At 62.9% G+C, this 20,351-nt stretch carries 18 protein-coding genes; 6 read left to right on the forward strand and 12 right to left on the reverse strand.

Translation table 11 applies throughout. From position 1 onward, the window contains the following. The first annotated feature begins 39 nt into the window (after positions 1–39). The gene (locus HMPREF2932_RS01245) at positions 40–1,455 is read left to right on the forward strand and encodes a zinc-dependent metalloprotease (protein WP_070545179.1); all 1,416 of its coding nucleotides are present in this window, start codon (positions 40–42) and stop codon (positions 1,453–1,455) included. Here the strand turns inward: HMPREF2932_RS01245 and HMPREF2932_RS01250 are convergent. Then, the gene (locus HMPREF2932_RS01250) at positions 1,452–1,949 is read right to left on the reverse strand and encodes a M48 metallopeptidase family protein (protein ID WP_071409430.1); all 498 of its coding nucleotides are present in this window, start codon (positions 1,947–1,949) and stop codon (positions 1,452–1,454) included. The genes HMPREF2932_RS01245 and HMPREF2932_RS01250 overlap by 4 nt on opposite strands. 132 nt (positions 1,950–2,081) lie before the next feature. Here HMPREF2932_RS01250 and HMPREF2932_RS01255 point away from each other — a divergent pair, with 132 nt between their 5' ends. Beyond that, the gene (locus HMPREF2932_RS01255; protein WP_246818602.1) at positions 2,082–2,852 is read left to right on the forward strand and encodes a hypothetical protein; all 771 of its coding nucleotides are present in this window, start codon (positions 2,082–2,084) and stop codon (positions 2,850–2,852) included. Here HMPREF2932_RS01255 and HMPREF2932_RS01260 read toward each other — a convergent pair. Genes HMPREF2932_RS01260 through HMPREF2932_RS01295 form a run of 8 tightly spaced genes read right to left on the reverse strand, consistent with a single transcriptional unit; the run spans position 2,849 to position 15,145 of the window. Next, positions 2,849–4,900: an ATP-dependent DNA helicase UvrD2 gene (locus HMPREF2932_RS01260; protein WP_210397729.1), complete on the reverse strand. Its 2,052-nt coding sequence runs from the start codon at positions 4,898–4,900 to the stop codon at positions 2,849–2,851. The two genes, HMPREF2932_RS01255 and HMPREF2932_RS01260, sit on opposite strands and share 4 nt — an antisense overlap. After that, positions 4,872–5,606, reverse strand: a complete 735-nt coding sequence (locus tag HMPREF2932_RS01265; protein WP_071409432.1) for an NAD(+) diphosphatase — start codon at positions 5,604–5,606, stop codon at positions 4,872–4,874. The genes HMPREF2932_RS01260 and HMPREF2932_RS01265 overlap by 29 nt, the downstream gene beginning before the upstream one ends. After that, a complete protein-coding gene (locus HMPREF2932_RS01270) occupies positions 5,606–6,718 on the reverse strand; it encodes a potassium channel family protein (RefSeq protein ID WP_049156104.1) in 1,113 nt (370 codons plus the stop codon). Before HMPREF2932_RS01270 ends, HMPREF2932_RS01265 begins: the two co-directional genes overlap by 1 nt. 42 nt (positions 6,719–6,760) lie before the next feature. Next, positions 6,761–9,973 carry an ATP-dependent helicase gene (locus HMPREF2932_RS01275; RefSeq protein ID WP_070512170.1) on the reverse strand — a complete coding sequence of 1,071 codons (3,213 nt, stop codon included), beginning with the start codon at positions 9,971–9,973 and terminating at the stop codon, positions 6,761–6,763. Then, a complete protein-coding gene (locus tag HMPREF2932_RS01280; RefSeq protein WP_084738939.1) occupies positions 9,966–13,142 on the reverse strand; it encodes an ATP-dependent DNA helicase in 3,177 nt (1,058 codons plus the stop codon). The genes HMPREF2932_RS01275 and HMPREF2932_RS01280 overlap by 8 nt, the downstream gene beginning before the upstream one ends. 3 nt (positions 13,143–13,145) lie before the next feature. Further along, positions 13,146–13,919: a hypothetical protein gene (locus HMPREF2932_RS01285; protein WP_049156097.1), complete on the reverse strand. Its 774-nt coding sequence runs from the start codon at positions 13,917–13,919 to the stop codon at positions 13,146–13,148. A gap of 30 nt (positions 13,920–13,949) precedes the next feature. Next, a complete protein-coding gene (locus tag HMPREF2932_RS01290) occupies positions 13,950–14,891 on the reverse strand; it encodes a DUF3152 domain-containing protein (protein ID WP_049156095.1) in 942 nt (313 codons plus the stop codon). Between the two features lie 32 nt (positions 14,892–14,923). After that, positions 14,924–15,145, reverse strand: a complete 222-nt coding sequence (locus HMPREF2932_RS01295) for a DUF3107 domain-containing protein (protein ID WP_046647465.1) — start codon at positions 15,143–15,145, stop codon at positions 14,924–14,926. A 103-nt stretch (positions 15,146–15,248) separates the two neighbouring features. On the opposite strand from HMPREF2932_RS01295, the gene HMPREF2932_RS01300 reads away from it, so the two are divergent. Together HMPREF2932_RS01300 and HMPREF2932_RS01305 are read left to right on the forward strand one after the other, a co-directional pair. After that, on the forward strand, positions 15,249–16,628 hold the full coding sequence (locus tag HMPREF2932_RS01300; RefSeq protein WP_046647464.1) for a DEAD/DEAH box helicase: 1,380 nt from the start codon (positions 15,249–15,251) through the stop codon (positions 16,626–16,628). Further along, positions 16,625–17,911 carry an Rv3212 family protein gene (locus HMPREF2932_RS01305; RefSeq protein ID WP_046647463.1) on the forward strand — a complete coding sequence of 429 codons (1,287 nt, stop codon included), beginning with the start codon at positions 16,625–16,627 and terminating at the stop codon, positions 17,909–17,911. The genes HMPREF2932_RS01300 and HMPREF2932_RS01305 overlap by 4 nt, the downstream gene beginning before the upstream one ends. On the opposite strand, the gene HMPREF2932_RS01310 is transcribed toward HMPREF2932_RS01305, so the two are convergent. Then, a complete protein-coding gene (locus tag HMPREF2932_RS01310; RefSeq protein WP_046647461.1) occupies positions 17,908–18,366 on the reverse strand; it encodes a hypothetical protein in 459 nt (152 codons plus the stop codon). The two genes, HMPREF2932_RS01305 and HMPREF2932_RS01310, sit on opposite strands and share 4 nt — an antisense overlap. A 562-nt stretch (positions 18,367–18,928) precedes the next feature. On the opposite strand from HMPREF2932_RS01310, the gene HMPREF2932_RS01315 reads away from it, so the two are divergent. Together HMPREF2932_RS01315 and HMPREF2932_RS13980 are read left to right on the forward strand one after the other, a co-directional pair. Further along, a complete protein-coding gene (locus tag HMPREF2932_RS01315) occupies positions 18,929–19,186 on the forward strand; it encodes a WhiB family transcriptional regulator (RefSeq protein WP_042529827.1) in 258 nt (85 codons plus the stop codon). A gap of 95 nt (positions 19,187–19,281) precedes the next feature. Further along, on the forward strand, positions 19,282–19,356 hold the full coding sequence (locus HMPREF2932_RS13980) for a 50S ribosomal protein bL37 (RefSeq protein ID WP_012714902.1): 75 nt from the start codon (positions 19,282–19,284) through the stop codon (positions 19,354–19,356). A 96-nt stretch (positions 19,357–19,452) separates the two neighbouring features. On the opposite strand, the gene rsrA is transcribed toward HMPREF2932_RS13980, so the two are convergent. After that, positions 19,453–19,725 (reverse strand): mycothiol system anti-sigma-R factor, encoded by a 273-nt coding sequence (rsrA, locus tag HMPREF2932_RS12960; protein ID WP_080975102.1) that lies wholly within the window; start codon positions 19,723–19,725, stop codon positions 19,453–19,455. After that, entirely contained in the window at positions 19,725–20,330 is a 606-nt protein-coding gene (locus HMPREF2932_RS01320; protein WP_049156090.1) for a sigma-70 family RNA polymerase sigma factor, read from the reverse strand. Before HMPREF2932_RS01320 ends, rsrA begins: the two co-directional genes overlap by 1 nt. Positions 20,331–20,351 lie beyond the last annotated feature (21 nt).

Here is a 20,351-nt window from a genome sequence, read left to right on the forward strand (position 1 = left end):
CCTAGAATCCGCGTTAGGAAACCTAGTAGATTAGGGCCCATGAGCAACGGATTCGGTTTTTCCTTCCCCAATAACGACGATGACGATGACAACGATCGTCGCGACCAGAACCCGTTCGGCGCCTTCGGCTTCAGCGCGGGCAACGGTGGCCTAGGAGACCTGTTGAATCAGTTCGGCCAGATGCTGTCCGGCATGGGTTCCTCCATGAATTCCCCGGAGGGTGCTGGCCCGGTCAACTATGACTTGGCCAAGCGCATCGCACACCAGCAGATCTCCCGCGATAAAGAGGTCAGCGAGCAGGACCGCACCGCCGTGCAAGAAGCCGTGCGCCTGGCGGAACTGTGGCTGGATGATGCCACGATCCTGCCCACCGCGTCCGGCACCGTCACCGCGTGGAATTCCGCGCAGTGGCTGGATGAGACGCTGCCGATGTGGCAACGCATGGTCACTCCGGTAGCCGAACACATGAATTCCGCGCAGCTGGAATCCCTGCCGGAGGAGGCCCGCGAGATGATGGGCCCGATGACCTCGATGATGAACTCGATGTCCGGCATGAACTTCGGCATGAAGCTGGGCCACGCCCTCGGTGATCTGGCTGCCCAGGCGCTGACCGGTTCTGACTTCGGTTTGCCGGTCTCCCCCGCAGGCACCACCGCACTCTTGCCGCACAATATTCAGGCCATCGCGCGCGATCTCAACGTTCCGGGCCAGGAAGTACTCGTCTACATCGGCGCCCGTGAAGCCGCCCGCCAGCGCCTGTTCAAGCACGTGCCGTGGTTGGTCGAGCGCCTCGTCTCCTCCGTCGAGGAATACGCCATGGGCTTGGTCATCGATACCTCCCATATCGAGGAAGCCACACGCGAGCTCAACCTGGAATCCGGTGACCCGCAGGCCATCCAGGACGCGATGAACAAGCTGCAGGGCATGGACCTGTCCCCGCGGATCACCTCGCGCAACGCGGGAGCGGCTTCCCGCTTGGAGACCCTCCTGGCACTCGTCGAGGGCTGGGTTGAGCACGTGGTGACCGAGGCCCTGGGAGAGCGCATCCCGTCTACGAAGGCAATGACTGAGGCGTGGGCGCACCGCCGCTCCACTGGCGGCTCCGCGGAGAAGGCCTTCTCCCAGGTCGTCGGCATCGAACTCAACGCCCCGAAGGTGGAGGCCGCCGCTGAGCTGTGGCGCCGCGCCACCGTCGCGGTGGGCGCCGATAAGCGCGATTCCGCCTGGGACCATCCGGATCTTCTGCCCACGGCCGAGCACTTGGAGAACCCGGCGTCCTTCATCGACGGGTTGCTCGATGACAATCCTGATGAGGGCTTTGAGGCAGAATTCTCCAAGTTGGAGGAGATGCTCCGCCAGCAGGATGCCGGGGACGATGCCAGCGATAGCGCTGGTGAGGGCGCAGACGCCGACGGCGACGAGGACAAAAAGGACGGGCCGGAGGAAGAGAACTAGCGGAAACGCTGGTAGGCCTCGAGGTACCCCTTCGCGCGTTCTGCTTTGGGGGCGCGGTCGGCCCACTCCCAAAATTCCGGGCCATGGCCCGGAATGAAGGTGTGTGTCAGCTCGTGGATGATGACCGCATCGAGCACATAGTCGGGGACGTCCTGCAGCCGGTCAGAAATCCGAATATCTCCCGTTGAGGTAGTGCAACTGCCCCAGCGGGATTTTTGGTTGCTGACCCACCGAATGGATCCCACCGTGGCGCGGTCGTCCAAATAGCGAGTGTTCAACGTGCGTGCGCGGGCGGTGAGAGAGGCATCGGAGCGCTGCGACGAGGTGTGCTTCTTACGCACCTTCGCCACGATCTCATCCACTGCTTTCTGTTCTTCTGCTGCCGACATCCAGGCAGGAATGCGCACCTCGAGAACGCCATCAACAACGCGGGCTTGGACGGTGCGACGGCGCCGGGCGGAGCGAATGACACGGACCTCGGGGTTGTTCGACATGACAGGGCATTCTACCTGTGGTGCAATGATGGCTAAGCACAGCTGGGGTGGGTCATCAACGGGGAGGAAACCATGTCTGCACAGACGTATATGCTGGCGCCGGAAACCACAATCCTGGAGCGCGAGCCCGGGATGCTCCAGTGTGGGATGGATGCCACGCGCGTCGGCGTGTTCGAGGCCCACCCACAACTGGCACGCCTGCTCAATCGGTTGCGCACCCCGCTGACCCGGCAGACCATTGAAAAATCCATAGAGAATACGGGCACGAGCCCGTCCGCTGCCCGCAGCCTGGTTGATGATCTGATCAGTTACCGCGTTCTGTGGCCAGCGCCCCAGCCGCAGCGCGTGGCCGTGCTGGGTACGTCGGCCCTCGCTAACGAGCTGCGCGACGTCCTCCTGAACGATTCCTTCCAGCCCCGCTCCCCTCTCCACAGCGAAACACCCTCCGAGTACATCGCGAACGTGGCCGGGCACCTGCCGATTGTCGCCGTCGACATGCTGGACGGCGCGACGGAATGGGCACAAGCCCTGCACAAATCCTCGGCGACGTGGCTACCGGTATCGATGCTGGATGCCCGCGGCATCATCGGTCCGGTCCGCGTAGCCGGCGCGGGGCCTTGCCCACTGTGCGCGCATCTGCACCGCATCGATGCGGACGAGCAGTGGCACGAGGTGGCGCGCCGCGCCGCCGCGGTAGAACCGCCGGGGGATCCGATCGTGCGCACCGCAATAGTGATGCATGCTGTGGTCACCATCCGCCGCCTTTTGGGAAGGCCCGCCCCGCCCGGGGCTCCCGGCGGCAAGCCGTTAGCCGGGGAGCTTAAGGAGATAGACCCCTACGGGATCGAGCAACACCGGCTGTTGATGGAGCACCCACGCTGTACGTTCTGCGCCGGTGCCTAACCCCGGGTAGAGGCGATGATCTGCAACACCTCCGCGCCGTAGCGCTCCAGCTTGGAGGGGCCTACCCCGGAGATGTCGAGCAACTCGGCCTCGCTGGCGGGAAGCGCCTCCGAGATGGCTTGCAGGGTGGCATCGGAAAACACGACGTAGGCAGGAACCTGGGAGTCCTTAGCAACGGACGCGCGCCAGGCGCGCAGCGCGTTGAAGACATCCTCATCGCCCTCATATTCGCACCACTCGTGGCGCCCCAGAACCTTTTCGGCGGGACTGCTGAGCTGGCCCGAGCACACGCGGCAGCGGCGCGGGCGATAGCGACGGTTCGATGTCTGGCTCTCCTCGATTCCCGGCACCACGCCGTCCAGGAAGCGAGTTCGCTCACGCGAGGCCCGCGAACCGGTGGTCTTGGCTAACGCCCACGACAAAGCCAGGTGCTCGCGCGCACGGGTAATGCCGACATAGAACAGCCGGCGCTCTTCTTCCACGTGCTCATCGCCGGCCTTGATGGCGTGGTTGATGGGCAAGAGTTTTTCGGTGAGCCCCACCAAGAACACCGCATCCCACTCCAGGCCCTTGGCAGCGTGGATGGTCGCTAGGGTCACGCCCTCCATCGTGGGGTTGTGCTTGTTTTCGGATCGGCGGTGCAGCTCCCCCAGCACGCCAGGCAGGTCGATCCCTTCGTGGTCCTCTACGATCTGCGCGATGAGATCCACCAACGCCGTGAGCGACTGCCAGCGCTCGCGGGCCTGCGCGCCTTGCGGTTCCGTGGCGGACAGTCCCAGCTCCACGAAGGCCGCACGCGCTACGGCCACCGGGTCATTCGGCAGATCATCACGGCGAGTGGCAGCGATGAGCACGCGGATGGCCTCCAAGATCTCGGGGCGGCGGAAGAAGCCTTCGCCGCCGCGGACTTGGTAGACCACTCCGGCGTCAGCAAGCGCCTGCTCAAACTGCTCCGATTGCGCGTTGATGCGGTAAAGGATAGCGATTTCAGAGGCCTTCACGCCCTGGTTCAGCAGGGTCAGAACCTGGCCTGCGACCTCCTTGGCCTCGATCTCCTCAGACTCATACGCCTTAAAGGTGGGCTCGGGGCCCGGCTCGCGCATGCCCTGCAGCTCCAGGCGGGTCCCCGCCGCGCGGCCCGTGGCCTTCGAGATGACCTCGTTGGCCAAATCCGTCACCTGCGGGGTGGAGCGGTAATCTCGCTGCAGCTTTACCACCGTGGCCTGCGGATAGGTGCGAGAAAAATTCAGCAGGTACTCCGGGGAAGCCCCGTTGAAGGAGTAAATGGTCTGGTTAGCATCGCCCACGACCGTCAGGTCATCGCGCTCCCCCAGCCAGGCCTCCAGCACGCGCTGTTGCAGCGGCGTCACGTCTTGGTACTCATCGACGACAAAGGTGCGGTACTGCTCACGGAAGACCTCCGCCACCGCAGGTACGTTCTCGATGGCGCCCGCGATGTGCATGAGCAAATCATCGAAATCAAGGTACATGAGATCCGGGGTGGCCTTCATATCCTCGTAGCGGCGGAAGACCTCCGCCACCTTAGCCGGATCCCCCGGTGCTTCACGGTCCGTGGACTCGATGACGCCGGGATAGCCCTCGGGGCTGATCAACGAAGACTTCGCCCATTCGATTTCCCCCAGGAAGTCACGGATGGTGTCCTTGTTATTGTCCAGACCGAGCGAACGCACCGCACGTGCAACCAGACTGAACTTATTATCGATGAGCTGCCACGGCAGATCCCCGGCGACCTGCGGCCAGAAGTACTTCAGTTGGCGGCGCGCCGCGGCGTGGAAGGTTTGAGCCTGCACTCCCCCGACACCCATCTGGTTGAGACGCTCGCGCATTTCACTCGCGGCACGAGAGGTAAAAGTGACAGCCAGAACACGCTGCGGGTTGACGAAGCCCTGATCCACCATGTGGGCGATGCGATAGGTGATCGTGCGAGTTTTGCCCGTTCCGGCACCGGCCAGGATGCAGACCGGGCCGCGCGGCGCCGTGGCGGCGGCCCGTTGGTCCTCATCGAGCAGGGACAGATCCGGTCTCATCACCGTGGAACCACTCCATAATCATCGTGTGTGCAATTGAGCCCTGGCGGGCAATGGTCAATGTTGGAAGCTCGGCGCGGGACACCCACCGCACCTCAGCGAGCTCTTCGTCAGTATCGCACACGGGTTGGACATCCTCCGTGACCGCGGAAAAGCCCACCATCAACGAACCGCTCGGCGGCCACGGCTGTGAACCCCAGTACTTGACTGACTCCACGCGGCGGCCGGTCTCTTCCAGTGCCTCCCGGATCATCGCTTCTTCGAGGGTCTCACCGGGATCCACATAGCCGGCAATCAAGGAGAAGAAGTTAGGACGGTGGCGGTTACGCGCCAACAGGATCTGGTCCGACTCTGCGTGACGGATAATGCCGATGACTGCGGGATCAAGGCGTGGGAAGACGAGGCGCTCGCCGTCGCGCCCCACCGCCCCGGGCGCGGGATAAGACAGCTCGCGGCCGCTGCGCGGATCAAAGCGCGCTTCCCGACGGTTGCGGATCAGGTGCAGGGCTTTGAGGATGTCGCGCTGACCATTAAAGAAGGTGGCATCACGCAGCGCGCCGAGCCGCTCGGCGGCCTTGGTGTCCAGTAGGAAAGCATGGATGGCCCCGGCCGTGACCACGATGTCCCCCGCCGGCTCAGCCAGAAAGACCGGCTGGCCCTGTGGCGTAACCGGGACGCGGCCGATCTCGGTGACGGGAAGGAACATTAGTTGCCTTCGTCCTCGTCTTCATCGGAATCTTCCGCAGCCTGCTGCATCTCGTGCTTGATGTAGAGCAGGCGGTCACCGGGCTTGAGCGCGTACGCATCTGCCGTGTCGACGCGGTGCAGCTCGTTGTTGCGTAGAACAGCTAGAACAATGTCAGCGAGGTGGCGCGGGTTGGAGCCCACCTCGAATTCGCGCACCGCGCGCTCGGCCACGGAAAAGCCTTCGTTCGGCGAGAGGAGATCCTCCATCATCTCCACCACGGTTGGCGTTACGGTAGCGAGGCCCAAGAGACGGCCGGCCGTCTCCGCCGAGGTCACCACCGAATCAGCGCCGGATTGAAGGAGTAGGTGGCGGTTTTCAGATTCACGCACAGACGCGACCACCTTGGCCTTAGGGTTAAGCTCGCGCACGGACAACGTACACAGCACCGCGGTATCGTCCGTGGACGGAGTCACCACCACGGAGGAAGCATGCTGCGCCCCGGCGATGCGCAGGACGTCCTGCTTGGTTCCGGAGCCATAGATGGTGACGAGGCCATGGTGCTCGGCGCTGGCCAAGGCCGCACGGTTGTTATCAACAACAACGATTTGGGAGGCGGGGACGTCATCCGCGATCAGCGCGGCGACCGCACCGGCGCCCTTGGTGCCATAGCCGATGACGACGGTGTGGTTACGCAATTGCTTTCTCCAATTCTGGATTTCAAACGTGCGACGGGCTCGATCCGTCAAAACCGACAAGGTAGCACCGACCAACAAGACAAGGAAGAGCAGGCGGGCCGGGGTAACGATAATAAGGTTAATGAAGCGCGCGGTCGGGGTCACAGGGACAATATCGCCGTAGCCCACAGTGGTCAGCGACACCGCCGAGTAATAAGCCGCATCCAAGAAAGACAGATCCTCGCTATACCCGTCACCGTCGAAAAAGACGATGATGGTGACAAAGACCATCAGCCCCATGGCCCATATCACGCGGCGCGCCAGTTGCTTCCACGGGCTGGTGCTTTGCGTGCGCGGAATCGTGATGACATCGAGCAACGCGTGGTCAGGCTGCGAGGTCAGCTCAACCTGCGATAAAAAACGCGACGTAATGCGTTTTCTTAAGTGCTTGGGCACGAAGCGCCAACCTCCCTAGATGATGCGGATTTCCTCGTGAGACTACCTTAGACTCAACCCTGGTGGCGTGGAAACTGCAGAGCTTAAAAGCTCAGCCAGCCGTGCTCCAGTGGGCAAGTCATCCGGCTCCAAAAGGTAGTTCTCATGCACATAGAAGAACGCCGCGCGGACGGTCTCCACGCCGTGAATACGCCGCCATGCCTCCGCATACACGGCGAGCTGAATCTGCGCCGAGTTCAGTGCAGCGCCCTGCGGGCGGCGGCCAGTCTTCCAGTCCACGATGAGCCAGGAACCATCCGGTTGTTGGAAGACCGCGTCCATGCGGCCGCGGACGACCGAGTCCCCAATGGTGATCTCAAAAGGCGCTTCCACATAGGCAGGTGTGCGCTGCGCCCACTCCGAATCTAGGAAAGACTCTTTGAGTGATTCCAGGTCGTGGTCCGGCTCATCGTGGGAGCCGGGCAGCTCGTCCTCCCCCAGCAAGGCGGGCGCCCCAAACCGATCCTCCAGCCAGGCGTGGAAGGCGGTGCCGCGCTTGGCATAGGAGTTAGGTTTGAAGGGAATGGGGCGGCGCTGGCGGCGGGCAAACTGAGTGGGATCCGCTGACATCGCCACCATGTCGGAGGCTGTCAACTCGCCAGGCAGCTCCACATCGACCACCGGGGCTTGGAGGGCTTTGTGTTCCTCGATGAGCGCGCTCGCCTCCTGCTCCCAGAGTCCAAAGACCTCGCCATCGCGCAGCGGTGGCAGGTTCTCCATTGCCGCGCGCACCGCGTCTGCGGCCTTGAGCGCTTCCGGTTGCGGGGTTAGTGCAGGGAAGGAGGCCTCCGTAACAGAACGCTCTTCGTCTTCCACGGGGTTCTCGGGGACCTCCCAGTGGACGACGAGCTCTGGGTGCTTATCCGCCAGCAGTTGCAGGTAGGAATACGGGCCCTTCTTGCTCTTGCCCTTCGCCTTATTGGTTCCGGAGCCAGTCACCGTCAGGGTGGACTCGGTGCGGGTCATTGCCACGTAGAACAGGCGGGCTGCTTCCTCTGCTTGGAACTCGCGGTTTTGTTCCTTGAAAGCCTCACACGCCTTGTCGAAGTCGGAGCGTGTCACCGCGTCCTCGGGGACATCGATGACATCCTCATCACCCGGTGCTTTTTCGATCTTGGTCAGGAAAGTCTCCGCCTGCGCCTTATAGCTTGTGGAATCCGCGTGTGCCACGCAGAGGTGTTCCCATTCCAAGCCCTTAGCCTTGTGCACCGTCATGATGTGGACGCGGTTGCGCACGAGCGGGACCTCTCCCAACTCAAGGCCGTCTTCCTTCTCCTTAGCCAGCTCAAGATAGTCCAGGAGCCCGGCTAGGCCCTCCCCGTGGAAACCAGCGACGACGTCGGCGAAGGCGTCGAGGTGTGTTGCCCCGCCTGGCTTCCCGGAGGCTAAGACCTCGGTACGCAGACCAAAGAGCAACTCAATATCGGCGACAATGTCGTTGAGCGACTTTCCCAGGGAATAGGTGCGGAGGTAGCGCAGCTTGGAGGAAACCTCTTCCATGCGCTCTAGGCCTTCGGCACTGTAGCGCTCGCGTTCGCCGAGGTCTGCGAGGGCGTCGGCAAGCCCCAGCACCTGGTCAGGCCCCTCTGCGGTGATGTCCTCGATTTGGGTAGCCAGGTGCTCCAGGGGATCACCGCCCTCCCAGCGTGTGCGCCCCTCCGCAGCACCGGCAAGGTTGCGCTGACGCGAATGCAGCGCCTGGATGTCGGCGATACCTAGGCCGCACATCGGCCCGGTCAGCACGCGCAGCGCCGCCGCGGTGTCCTGCGGACGCACCAGCAAGGTGGCCACCGCTACGAGGTCTTGGATCTCCGGCTGCCAGAGCAGCCCGCCGAGACCAAAGATTTCGTTGGGGACCCCGGCCTTGTCCAGGGCCGCGGCGATCAACGGCGACTGTTTATTGGTGCGCACGAGTACTGCGGCGCTGAAGTCCTCACCCTCCGGCGTGGACTCATAGAGCTGACGCAGGTGCTCTGCGATGAAGTCTCGTTCCTCATCTTCGGAGGCGAAATAGCCCAGCTCCACCGTGCCTGCCGGCGCGGTGGGCTTCGGCGATAGCTCATTCACCGGCCGCTCACCCGGGCTTTCGGAGAAGAGCTTCGAGGCCACGTCATTGGCCATTCCCAGCACCGTCGAGGGGTTGCGCCAGGAGGTGGTCAGCTGGTCTTTGGGCGCCGGGGTGCCGTCAGCCTGCGGGAAGTCCGTGACGAAGGCCTCGAGGTTTTCCGCCGTCGCCCCGCGCCAGCCATAGATGGACTGCATGGGGTCACCGACCGCGGTAACCGAGAGCCCCTCGCGCTTACCACCGAAGAGGGAACGCAGCAGGATGCGCTGCGCGTGGGAAGTGTCCTGGTACTCATCCAGCATGACCACGCGATACCGCGCGCTTTGTTGCTCGCCCAAGAGGGGGAAGTTTTTGGCCAGGGTGGCAGCGATGGACATCTGCTCGCCGAAGGTGATGACGCCCCGCTCCGCCTGTTCCTTCTTCAGTGCTTCCACCAAGGGCAGGTACTCCAGGCGCAGGCGTTGGGTATCCAGGTATCCCTGCAGCTTTTGGCTGTACTCACTGCTGGTCCTCTTGCTCTTCTCTAGGTCCTCAGCGGTCTTGCGGAAGATGTCCTCGTGCTCATACAGATCATGGGGATCCTTGAGCTCCCCGTCCATGGTCTCTGCCAGTTTGAGCAAGGTGGCGGTGACCGTGGCCACGGCATTATCGGTGCTCAGCGAGCCCGTGTAGTTGCTGACGACCTCGTGGGCGATGGCATAGCGCTCCGCCTCAGTGATAATGCGGGCATTCGGCTCCACCGGCATGAGCAAGCCATACTCGCGGACCAGATCACCCGCGTAGGAGTCATAGGTGGAGACGTTAGGCGCGATATTCTCCACTGCCTCTGCCGCTGGGCTGCCCGGAGCAAGGATTCCTGAGGAACGCAGGGTCAGCAACTGGCGGCGGATGCGCTGCTCCAGCTGCTGGGCTGCCTTGCGGGTAAAGGTCAGGCCCAGGACTTGCTCGGGCCGCACCAACCCGTTTGCGACGAGCGACACCACGCGCGAGGCCATCGTCTCCGTCTTACCAGCGCCCGCGCCGGCCACGACCAGTTTCGGCCCGAGTGGACCATCGATAACTGCGGCTTGCTCTGCGGTGGGAGGAAAAGGCTTCCCCAGCGCGCTGGCCAGCTCCTCAGGACTGAAGTGTTGGGTAGGGTTCTTAGGCATCGGTCACCAGAGCTCCTTCATTCATCACAGGGCAAATAGGGCGGATCGGGCACCGATCACAATCGGCGTTTTCACGCGCGGTCAGCCCCGGTCCGCGCAGCTCGGCTACAAGTGCAGGTAGCGCCTGCGCAAATTCCTCGAGTTCCTCCGGGGGCTTGGTGGCTTGTTCCCGGGTGGACACGGAGGCAGCGCTGGATCGCGGGTACACCAGCACGCCGCCGCCACGCGGCAGGCCGGCACCGGTCCGGATGGATACAGACTGAGGCTCGCCGTCAGAGTCTGCTGGTGCCGTGACGAGTTCACCGTGTGCCAGGGCCAGTTGATACGTCATGAGCTGGGTATTGTCCTGGGCGCTGGCCTTAGAGGGAACCGTTGTTCCGGTCTTGAGATCCACCACAACGTAGTCCTCACCGGCCTTCGCCAGCCGGTCGATGAACCCACGAATGGTGACATCGGGGCCGATGTCCACGGTGACGGGGACCTCAACGCCGACGGGTTCGAGTGACGTCGAGCTCGAGAGCACCCAGCCGTGCGTGCGGTCGATGAGGCGCTCAAAGTCCGCGCGCTCAGCCTCGCGGCGCCATGAGGGGCCATCGAGCAGCGCAGCGAAGGCATCAACCACGAGCTGCTTCGCGGGTTCTGCGGCTGCTCCCCGGCCCAGCGCCTCTAGGAAAGCATGCGCCAAGTTTCCCCGCAGGAGGTTGATATCCGCTGAGTCATCTTCCACGAGCTGCCCGAGCACCGCGTTGAGCGGACACGTGAGCAGGGCATCGACCCGGGACGGCGACACGGTACTGGAACCATGCAGCGGCAGCTCCGAGGCCACGCCGCGGGCGGCCCACCACTGATTCGGGTGCGCCCCCGGAACCCCAGCCTCCGCCAGACGGGCCACCTGCCGCACCGCTTGGGAGCGCTCGGCCTCACCCGTCTCCGGATCGGTAGCGCAACGCCGCAGCTGCGCCACGAAGGCGGGCACCGACAGCACGGAGACGTCAAGGGGATCGAGCTCTTCCTCCCCACTAGCCGCACTGGGCAACGTCACTGGATGCGGTTCCGGAACCTCGAGGCCCAGCTCGCGTGGCCAGGCCTGGCGCGCCAGCCGCTTACCCGCTTCCCGGCGCGCTTGTGATCCCGGAACATCGACACCGCGAGCGGACAGGAACTCATCGATGAAGCGCGACGGCTCCTCAGCCACATCGCTCTCCGGCGAATCCACCGCGAGGACGAGCAGGCGGCATCGGTGGCGCGTGGTGGCCACGTGGAAGAGCCGGCGCTCCTCCGCCAAGCGCCCCGACACGTGGCTAACTGGGGTGCCGGGTGTGATGCCGCGATCCAGCAAATCGATGAGGTCTTCCTGGCCGAAAAGAGAGCCCGTCTCCCCTACCGAGGGCCACGTTCCTTCCTGAACGCCCGCCACGATGACGGTGTCCCACTCACGGCCCACCGCGCCGTGCGCGGTGAGGATCTCTACCGCATCAGGCAGCGCCGAGCGACGATCTCGCACGCCGGTGGGCAATTCTTGCTCCGTGATGTGCACGATGAAGGACTCTAGGGAGGCCGCCGGGCGGCGCTCGGCATAGTCACCGGCGGCATCGAACAGCGCCATCATGGCATCCAGGTCTCGGTCCGCCTGCGAACCCGCAGCACCGCCGCGCAGGGCTGCCGCCTGCAGGCGCGTGTCCAAACCGGTGGCCTGCCACACCTCCCAGAGAACCTCCTCGACTGCGGCGCCTACGTGCAGGGCCGCGCGCCCGGCGGATAGCACCCCGCGAATACGGGCCAGGATCGCTTCTTCGCGCTCTGTCAGGAGGTTGTTGAAGTCCGGCAACTCACCATCCAGCAGCTCTCGCAGCGTGTCCATACCGCGCTGCTCAGGCTTCCAACGGCGCAGGCCCCGAATAAGTCGGCGCAGCGTCACCGGATCAGCGCCGCCGACGGGACCAGTAATCAGGTCCTCGAGCTCCACGGGCTCAAGCTCATTCTCCAGGGCGCGCAGAGCCAGAAGCACCGCCTTGACCAAGCGCTGCTCAGCGAGCACCACGTCCGTGGGGTTGATGTGCACCGGCACGCCAGCAGACAGCAGCGTGCGCCGGGCGGGGCCGATATCCCCAGTAGAGCGCACGATGACAGCGATATCACGCCAGTCCACACCGTCCTCGAGGTGCCGGCGGCGAACCGTGTTGGCCAGGACATCGCGCAAGGTGCCGCGGGACTCCACGACGCTCACGCAGGCCGGGGAGGGAGTGCGGTGCGTCGAGTCTAAGCACAGCTCGTTCTCCGCCTCCCACGTGGTGAGGAATTCCGAATTAGCACCACGGAAAGCAAAGACCGCTTGGTCGGGGTCACCACCAATCACGGTGAGGCGGGCGGTCTTCGCCAACTCCGCGATCAGCTGGCCGGAGGTCGGATCGAGCAACTGGGCGTCATCGACCACGATGGTGTGCCACGGGTGCTCGCGCAGTAGCTCAGGGCGCAAAAGCACCTGGCTGACCAGTTCTGCCGCGGAATAGGAATGCGAACCCGCCAGCGCCTGAGTCCGCTCATATTCGCGCAGGAACTCGCCGGCAGCAGTCCACATGGGCCGAGCATGGCGCTCCCCGAGCTCCTCGAGCTCTGTCGGGCCCAGCCCCCGTTCGATGGCACGCAACAACAAGTCACGCAACTGGCGCGCAAAACCCACGTACTCCAGGGCCGGCCGCATCTCCTCCGGCCACGCACCCCTGCCATCCGCAGCATGGCCTTGGAGCAGCTCGCGGATGACCGCATCCTGCTCTGCGCCGGTAATCAGGCGCAGCTCTTCCTCGCTGCTCTGGCGCAGCAATGCAAAGGCCAAAGAGTGCACCGAGCGCACCATCGATGTTTGCGCCGCATAATCATCGAGGTTTTCTGCTAATTCCCTGCGCAGCAGCGAACCGGATTCCTTGGACGGGGCGACGACGAGGATGCCGGAGGCATCGGCCCCGGCGTTGAGCTGGCCCAAGACCACGTCGATCAGCAGGCTCGATACTCCGGACCCGGCCGCGCCGAGCACCCGCCACGTGCCTTCCGTGGGCACCGGTACATCCCATGTGCGCGACGTGGCCCGGCGGTTCCGGGGAACAAGGCGGACATCCGGCGAGGGAGGAAGCGTGACGCCGGAACGTGTGGGGGATTCGCTGCTGTACTTCACGCCCTACAGTCTGTCAGATGCCGCGGACACGAGGGCCTCTTCCACCCTTTCTATGTTCGAACGCACGGTCGCCTTGGAGCGCGGGTGCAGGATATTGACGTAACGGCGATACGCCACCGCACGCAGCAAGAGCTGCTGTATTCCGGGCACCGACGCAAAGCGGGTGCAAATATCACCATCGACCGCCCCCGCGATCAGACCATCCACCATGACTATCGCTGCAGTCCAGCCCGCCGGACGCGGAGCGGCAGAAGGCACGATATCAATCAACGCCGGCGGATTGGCCCCGGAAAAAATGGTGGTTCCCAGAAGATCCATGTGAGCGGTGACCAACGGGAGGTGCGCAAGCTCAGCATCAGAATAGGCCTCGCCGCTCTCCTCCCACGCGGCCCGCTCCGCCCGCGCAAACACGTCCTCGCGCCGGTCCATGGTGGGCAGCGGGGCCACATCGAGGGCGTCATCAAGGCGAAGCGCCAACTGCACGGTTTCATCGATGCGCCCTCGCAACTGACCGTCCACGAATTGCGTGGCCTTCCACCCAGCGGCTGTGTAGCGCCCATCGGCGGTCAGAACCGGGCGGGCGATACGCGCTCCCGGCACGCTGAGTTTCTCGCGTACCTTAGCGGACCAACCAGTCCACGGCCGCGCCTCGGCAAAGACGATATCCCCGACGCGAATCCCGTTATCCCAGGCAGACCCCACGAGCTCTCCCTGCGTTCGGCGCGGGTGAAACTCGGCGTTGAAGGCGGCAAGAACGGGCTCAGGTGGCAGTGGCATGGGGGAAATAGTCCTTAAATTTCGAGCGGCTTACTCGGGCTTGGCGTGATCAGAATTAGCCGGATTCGGGTAGGGCCACGGGTTCGGCTCGCAGGTGACGTCCTCGTCCGGATACACCTCGTTTGGTTCCTTCTCAAAGAGCTTCCCGTTGTTGAGGCTCAGCGTCTGCTGCATCATGACGGGCGCGAGCTTACCCTCGCCACCACAGGGCTGGTGGGCCGCGTAACCAATGGCGTGGCCGAACTCATGGTTGATCAGGTACTGGCGGTAGTTGCCCAAATCCCCCTCAAACGGTGCAGCGCCCCGCACCCAGCGAGACTCGTTGAGGTTGACCGCGGATTCACCGGTAATCGTCGTGTGACACGAGGTTTCCGATTCCAGCTGTGCACCGCACAGCTTTGCGGTGGTCCCCAGCGAGGTCAGACGGATGTGCGTATCTGGGTTGTCATCGGCCTTGACGTGGATGAATTCGAAGTCTCCGTTGGCGGTCCACCCGCGGGGGTCGGACAGGGTGGCGTCGACCAGAGCGACCACCGCAGCATCCCCACCGTAGGCGGAGGTGTCCACGCCATTTTCGATCTCCACGGAAAAACGGATGGTCTGTTTTCCACCCTTGCCCGCGTGCATGGTGGAAGGGCCGGCATCGCGGTAGGTTTCATCACCTTGCTCCGTGAAGGCACCGCCGGCGGGCAAGCCATCCTTGGCAGCAGCGACCGCACTGGCGTTGGCAGGATCGGGCCCCTTGGGCAGGGACGGGGTTGCGGTAGCGCTGCTTGTCGACGTCTCCCCTGCCGCCGTCACGTCCGCCTCCTGAGCTGGGGAGCGGAAAACGTCAACGAGCACCCACACGGTGATGACGACCATGACGGGGATCGCCACCACGCGCCACCAGCCATACTCGCGAGCGAAACGCTCCACCGCTGAAAGGCGCTGTGGGTGCTGTCCAAGATCCGCGGGATTCTCCATGGCCATTTAGGCTACCCGCTGAGACGGCGCGCGCGTACTTAGCCCGCGAAACCGACGGTGTGGGCGCGTGCAGTGCCGATTTCTACGTAGACGACTCGCTCGGTGCGCACAATGTAGGAGCGGCCCTTGGTGTCCTTCAATTCGAGGGTGGAGTTCTCCGCCAAGGCATTGTTAATGGTCTGGGTCAGTTCTTCGCGCTCGCCTTCGGCATGAATAACCAGTTCGCGGGCGGTATCGGCAAAACCAAACTTGATGTCCATGTGGTGTGTCTCCCTTAGATCGTTGTCATTAATCGGTGCCGTGAGGCCTGCGCCCCCGGCGCTCTAATGGCCCCACTATAGCCACGTCCTCTACTATCAAGGTGTGCTTGCCCCGAAATCTTCCCGCGAATCCCGCGAATCCCCTACCTTTGCCGAGCTCGGCGTCGCCGTAGAGATCTGCGATGCCCTCGCTGACAACGGGATTACGCACACCTTCGCCATCCAGGAGCTCACGCTCCCCATCGCTCTCAATGGCCAGGACCTCATTGGTCAAGCTCGCACCGGCATGGGAAAGACCTACGGCTTCGGTGTACCGCTTCTCGATCGCGTCTTCGATGACGCCGACATCCCAGAGCTTGACGGAACCCCCCGCGCGCTGGTCATTGCGCCAACGCGCGAGCTAGCCATCCAGGTCAGCGGGGACTTGCAGGTCGCTGCCGCGAATTTGCCGCTCAGCGTCATCACCTTGTGCGGCGGCCGCCCCTATGAGGAGCAGATCAAACAGATCAACGCAGGCGCGGACGTCGTCGTGGGCACCCCGGGCCGCCTCCTCGATCTCTGCCAGAAGAAGCACTTATCCTTCGATCAGGTCAGCGTTCTTGTATTGGATGAGGCCGACGAGATGCTGGACTTGGGCTTCCTTCCGGACATCGAGAAGATTCTCTCCCTGCTGCACGGCAACCCGCACCAGACCATGCTCTTTTCCGCCACTATGCCTGGCCCCATCGTGACGCTGGCTCGCACATTCCTGGACCAGCCGGTGCATATCCGTGCCGAATCTGCCGACGCCCAGCAGACCCATGCCTCCACCCGCAAGGTCACCTTCCAAGCGCACCGCATGGACAAGATTGCGGTACTGGGAAAGGTCCTGCAGGCCCACGGCCGCGGGCGCACCATCATTTTCACGCGCACGAAGCGCTCGGCGGCCGCCGTCGCGGAGGAGCTGGCGCAGCGCGGGTTCGCGGTGGGCGCGGTTCATGGCGACATGGATCAAAAAGCACGCGAGCGCTCGCTCGATGCCTTCCGCGACGGCACCGTGGAGATTCTAGTGGCCACGGATGTCGCTGCCCGCGGCATCGACATCGATGATGTCACCCACGTCATCAACTATCAGGTTCCGGACGATCCAATGACGTTTGTTCACCGCATCGGCCGTACCGGCCGCGCCGGCCATACGGGCACGGCGGTGACCCTCGTCGGTTACGACGAGCTGGGCAAGTGGCAGGTCATCAACGATGAGCTCGACTTGGGCCAGGCGGAGCCACCGCAGTGGTTCAGCACTTCTCCGGAGCTTATGGAAGCACTTGATGTTCCGGAAGGGGTTGCCGATACGGTCGGCCCACCCACCAAGGTGTTGGGTGGACCCCGGCGCTCGGGCTCCCCGCGTGGAAGCTCCCCGCGTGGCGAATCCACGCGCTCAGCCCGCGCTTCGCGCCGCACTCGTTCCCGTAAACGCAATCCCCGCCAAGGAGGACGCCGATGAGCACCGAGCACGCCCAAGAATCCCCGGTCGACAACGCCGCTGCGAAGAAGGCACCCATTTTGCGTTCCACGAAGGCGGACTGGATTGCCGTGGGCGCGATCAGCGCGGTATGCGCCATCGCCATCGGCGGTGCGGTCATCACCGCACCGATCCACAAAGCTGAGCTCACCCCGGCAGTCGATGCTGCTGCCAACGCCGAGCCAGCGCTTTTCACCGCCGTCCCGAACTCCCTCACCGAATCCTTCAGCCTGCCCAACGCCTTAGTCCCGGGCCAAGCCCGGGCTGTGTCGTCGAAGGGTCTGCTGGTGACCCATGACGGCGACACCCTGAGCGCCACGAATGCTGCCGGCGATGAGGTGTGGACCTATGAGCGCCGCGATGCCGACCTGTGTTCGCTCGGCACGGCGTGGAACAAGATTGTCGCTTCCTATGATTCGGGCAACGGCTGCGGTGATGTGGTGGCGATCGATGCTGCCTCCGGCCAGTATTCCGATACCCGCAGCGCCCGCAATTCCGACGAGGTGGTCCCCATCGTCTCGAACGACCGCGTGGGAACGGTCTCCGCCGAGCGGGTAGAGCTGTGGCGCTCCGACCTCGTGCGCACGGTGGAGTACGGCGATGTCGATGCCAAGCAGGAACCCAACATGCAGCCCCACGAGGACTGCGCCATCACATCAGCGCTGACCCGTACCGAGACGATGGCAGTGACCGAATCCTGCCCGGATTCCCCGGATGCCACGTGGTTGCGTATCCAGACCGCCACACCGGAGGATTCCCGCTCCCCGGAGATTTCCAAAGACATCAAGATCGAGGATCCGGGCGCGCGCCTCGTCGCCTACGGTCAGGAGGCGGCCGCAGTCTTCTTGCCGGGCGATACGCCTCGCATTGTGTCCTATAACTTTGAGGGTGAAGCGCTGTCGTCCACGGACGTGGAACCTTCGACGTCCATCACCAACTCCGCCTCCCCCTTTGCTCCTGCCGTAGCCGATCTGCCCCACCACATGACGTGGTTTGATGGCGAGCGCCTCTACCTCTTTACGCCAACTCAGCTCAAGGTTGACCACGTTTTAGAGCAAGCGCTGGGCACCGGCGTAGCCGTTGACGAACGCGTTCTCGTGCCCACTGAAGAAGGGATCGACGTGGTGGATTGGTCGACCGGTAAGACGGAGCGCACCATCCCCGTCGACCGTGATGGCTATTCAGGCCCGATTTCGCTGACCTTGTCTGGCACGGTCATCGTTGAACAGCGCGGGGACACGGCCGTGGCGCTCAAGGCATCCTAGAAGTGGCTTTCAGCCCATTGCGCTGCCTCGGGTCGCACCATGAGCAGGTACAGCACCAACCCGGCGCTCGCTAGGGTTAGCGCACCGAGCAGGGCCGAGCCCCCACTAAACATCTGGAAGGCGATGGCGCCCAGGATGAATTCCACGAGCACGATGGCCCCGCGCCCCCAGCGTTTGCCTTTCACGAAGGCCCAGGAGCCGACGATGACAAAGCCGAAGACGATAAAAATGAAGATGGCCGTGCCCAGGCCGACGAAGCCTGTCGCGCCTGAGTCCGAAACCATCGAGTCGTTTTCAGCACCAGATACCTCACGGACGATGAGGAAAATGCCAAAGATGATTACGGCGATGGACTGAACCACCGCGATTCCCGCAGCCGCGATGACTGAAGCCGGCGCGCCATTCCCACTGGTACGAGGTGACGTAGTCGAGGACTGTTTCTTCTTCTTGTTCACGGCCGCTTAGTCTACTTCTTACCCCTTCGGTTTAGGCCATCTCCACACCGCAGACTCCCCCGCCCCGCAGACACAGTCCTCGGCATTCAGCTAGGCCTTCCCTCACACAGGGTTTTCGGGGGCAGAGGACTGAATATGGATTTGACGCGATCCAGGTCACCACACTCACAGTTTTACCCACATCAACGCTGGTAGACGAATTATTGACAGCCTTCTTACAGCCTTCAACCCATTAGTAAATCCTAAACCGACGACATTTCTTTAGTGACTTTGGACACTTTTTACCCTTTACCCCTAGCGGACTTTGAGTAAACGTGTCATTATTCTCAGGTAGCAAAAACAACGAGCTGTTAAATCAGTTCATAACTCGGAGCAAACTTCGAGTTAACAGAAAGTGAACCACGGCGGCGTCGACGCTGGCCCCAACTCGAGACAGGGCCCCACTGACCGCAGACCAGTCCACTTCACCCCGTAGCACTCGGAACAGTTCACAGCTGTGAACTGTCCTAGGTGCGCCTACTTTCACCCACTGCTGTCAAAAATTTGTTAGGAGATTTCAATCATGGATTGGCGCCACGAAGCTGTTTGCCGCGACGAAGACCCGGAGCTCTTCTTCCCTGTCGGTAACTCCGGCCCTGCTCTCACCCAGATCGCTAAGGCCAAGCTGGTCTGCAACCGCTGCCCAGTTGCCTCTTCCTGCCTCAAGTGGGCCCTGGAATCCGGCCAGGACGCTGGTGTCTGGGGCGGTCTCTCCGAGGAGGAGCGCCGCGCCATCAAGCGCCGCAACCGCAGCCGCGCCCGCGCTCGCGTTTCCGCCTAAAGACCCCTCAGAAGGCACACCCCCGATTAACACTCCGGCATACCCTGCCGCTACAGTTAAATAAGTTCATTTACCCTTAACAGAAGGAGTACGCGATGAGCAAGCGTGGCCGTAAGCGCAAGGATCGCCGTAAGAAGTCCGCTAACCACGGCAAGCGTCCTAACGCATAACGTCAGCATTCAGGGCTCGTTTCCTTCCTCATTCCGAGGACGGGAACGAGCCCTTTGCTTATACGCCGAGGCCTATTTAACTTGGCCTTGGCCGCCCTAGCCCCAGGTGATTTCAGTCCGCGTAATCTCCACGCAAATGCGCTGGCGCAGTGACTGCGGTGCAGCCTGTCCCCCGCAACATTTGCGCACAAGCGCTCGGACTACTTCTTCACTCTCTACGCGTTGCTGACAGGCATCGCACTGCGCGAGGTGCTCGCGGATTTCCAGTGCTCGCGCATAGCTCGTTGATTCATCGAACAGCTCCCGAAAGAGCGCTTCAACCTCGGGAGAGTTACACGCACCGCAATTGCGTCCTGTTGCGCGTTCCATTACTTCTCCTCCATCTCTGGGTGGTTGCGACCAATGCCTTTTTCTCGTGCTACGTCCTTCAACGCCGCGCGGAGTAGTTTTCTTCCGCGGTGGAGGCGGCTCATGACCGTCCCCAACGGGGTGCCCATCACTTCTGCGATTTCCTTATAAGCCAAACCCACCACATCCGAGTAGTACACCACCATGCGGTAGTCCTCCGGCAGGTCATTCATGGCCTCGGAAATCTCCGAATCCGGCATCTGCTTGAGTGCTTCGACCTCCGCTGATTCCAGGCCCGTGGAATCATGCCCGGACGTGGTATACAGCTGAAAGTCACTAAGCTCATCCGCGGAGGATTCCACCGGGCGGCGCTTGGCCTTCCGGTAGGAGTTGATGTAGGTATTCGTCATGATGCGGTACAGCCACGCCTTCAAGTTCGTGCCCTGTTTGAAGGAATCGAAGTTGCTAAAGGCCTTGAGGTAGGTCTCTTGGATCAAATCCTCCGCGTCTTGCGGGTTCCGCGTCAGACGCATCGCTCCGCCGTAGAGCTGGTCCAGCAAGGGCAAGGCTTGCTCCTCAAACAACCGCTGTTTCTGAAGCGTCTCGCTCGTCGTTTCTGTGGCCATACCGACCATCCTAGCGCTCCG

It is taken from the genome of Corynebacterium sp. HMSC074H12, assembly GCF_001813755.1.
GTDB classification, from domain to species: Bacteria; Actinomycetota; Actinomycetes; order Mycobacteriales; family Mycobacteriaceae; genus Corynebacterium; species Corynebacterium hiratae.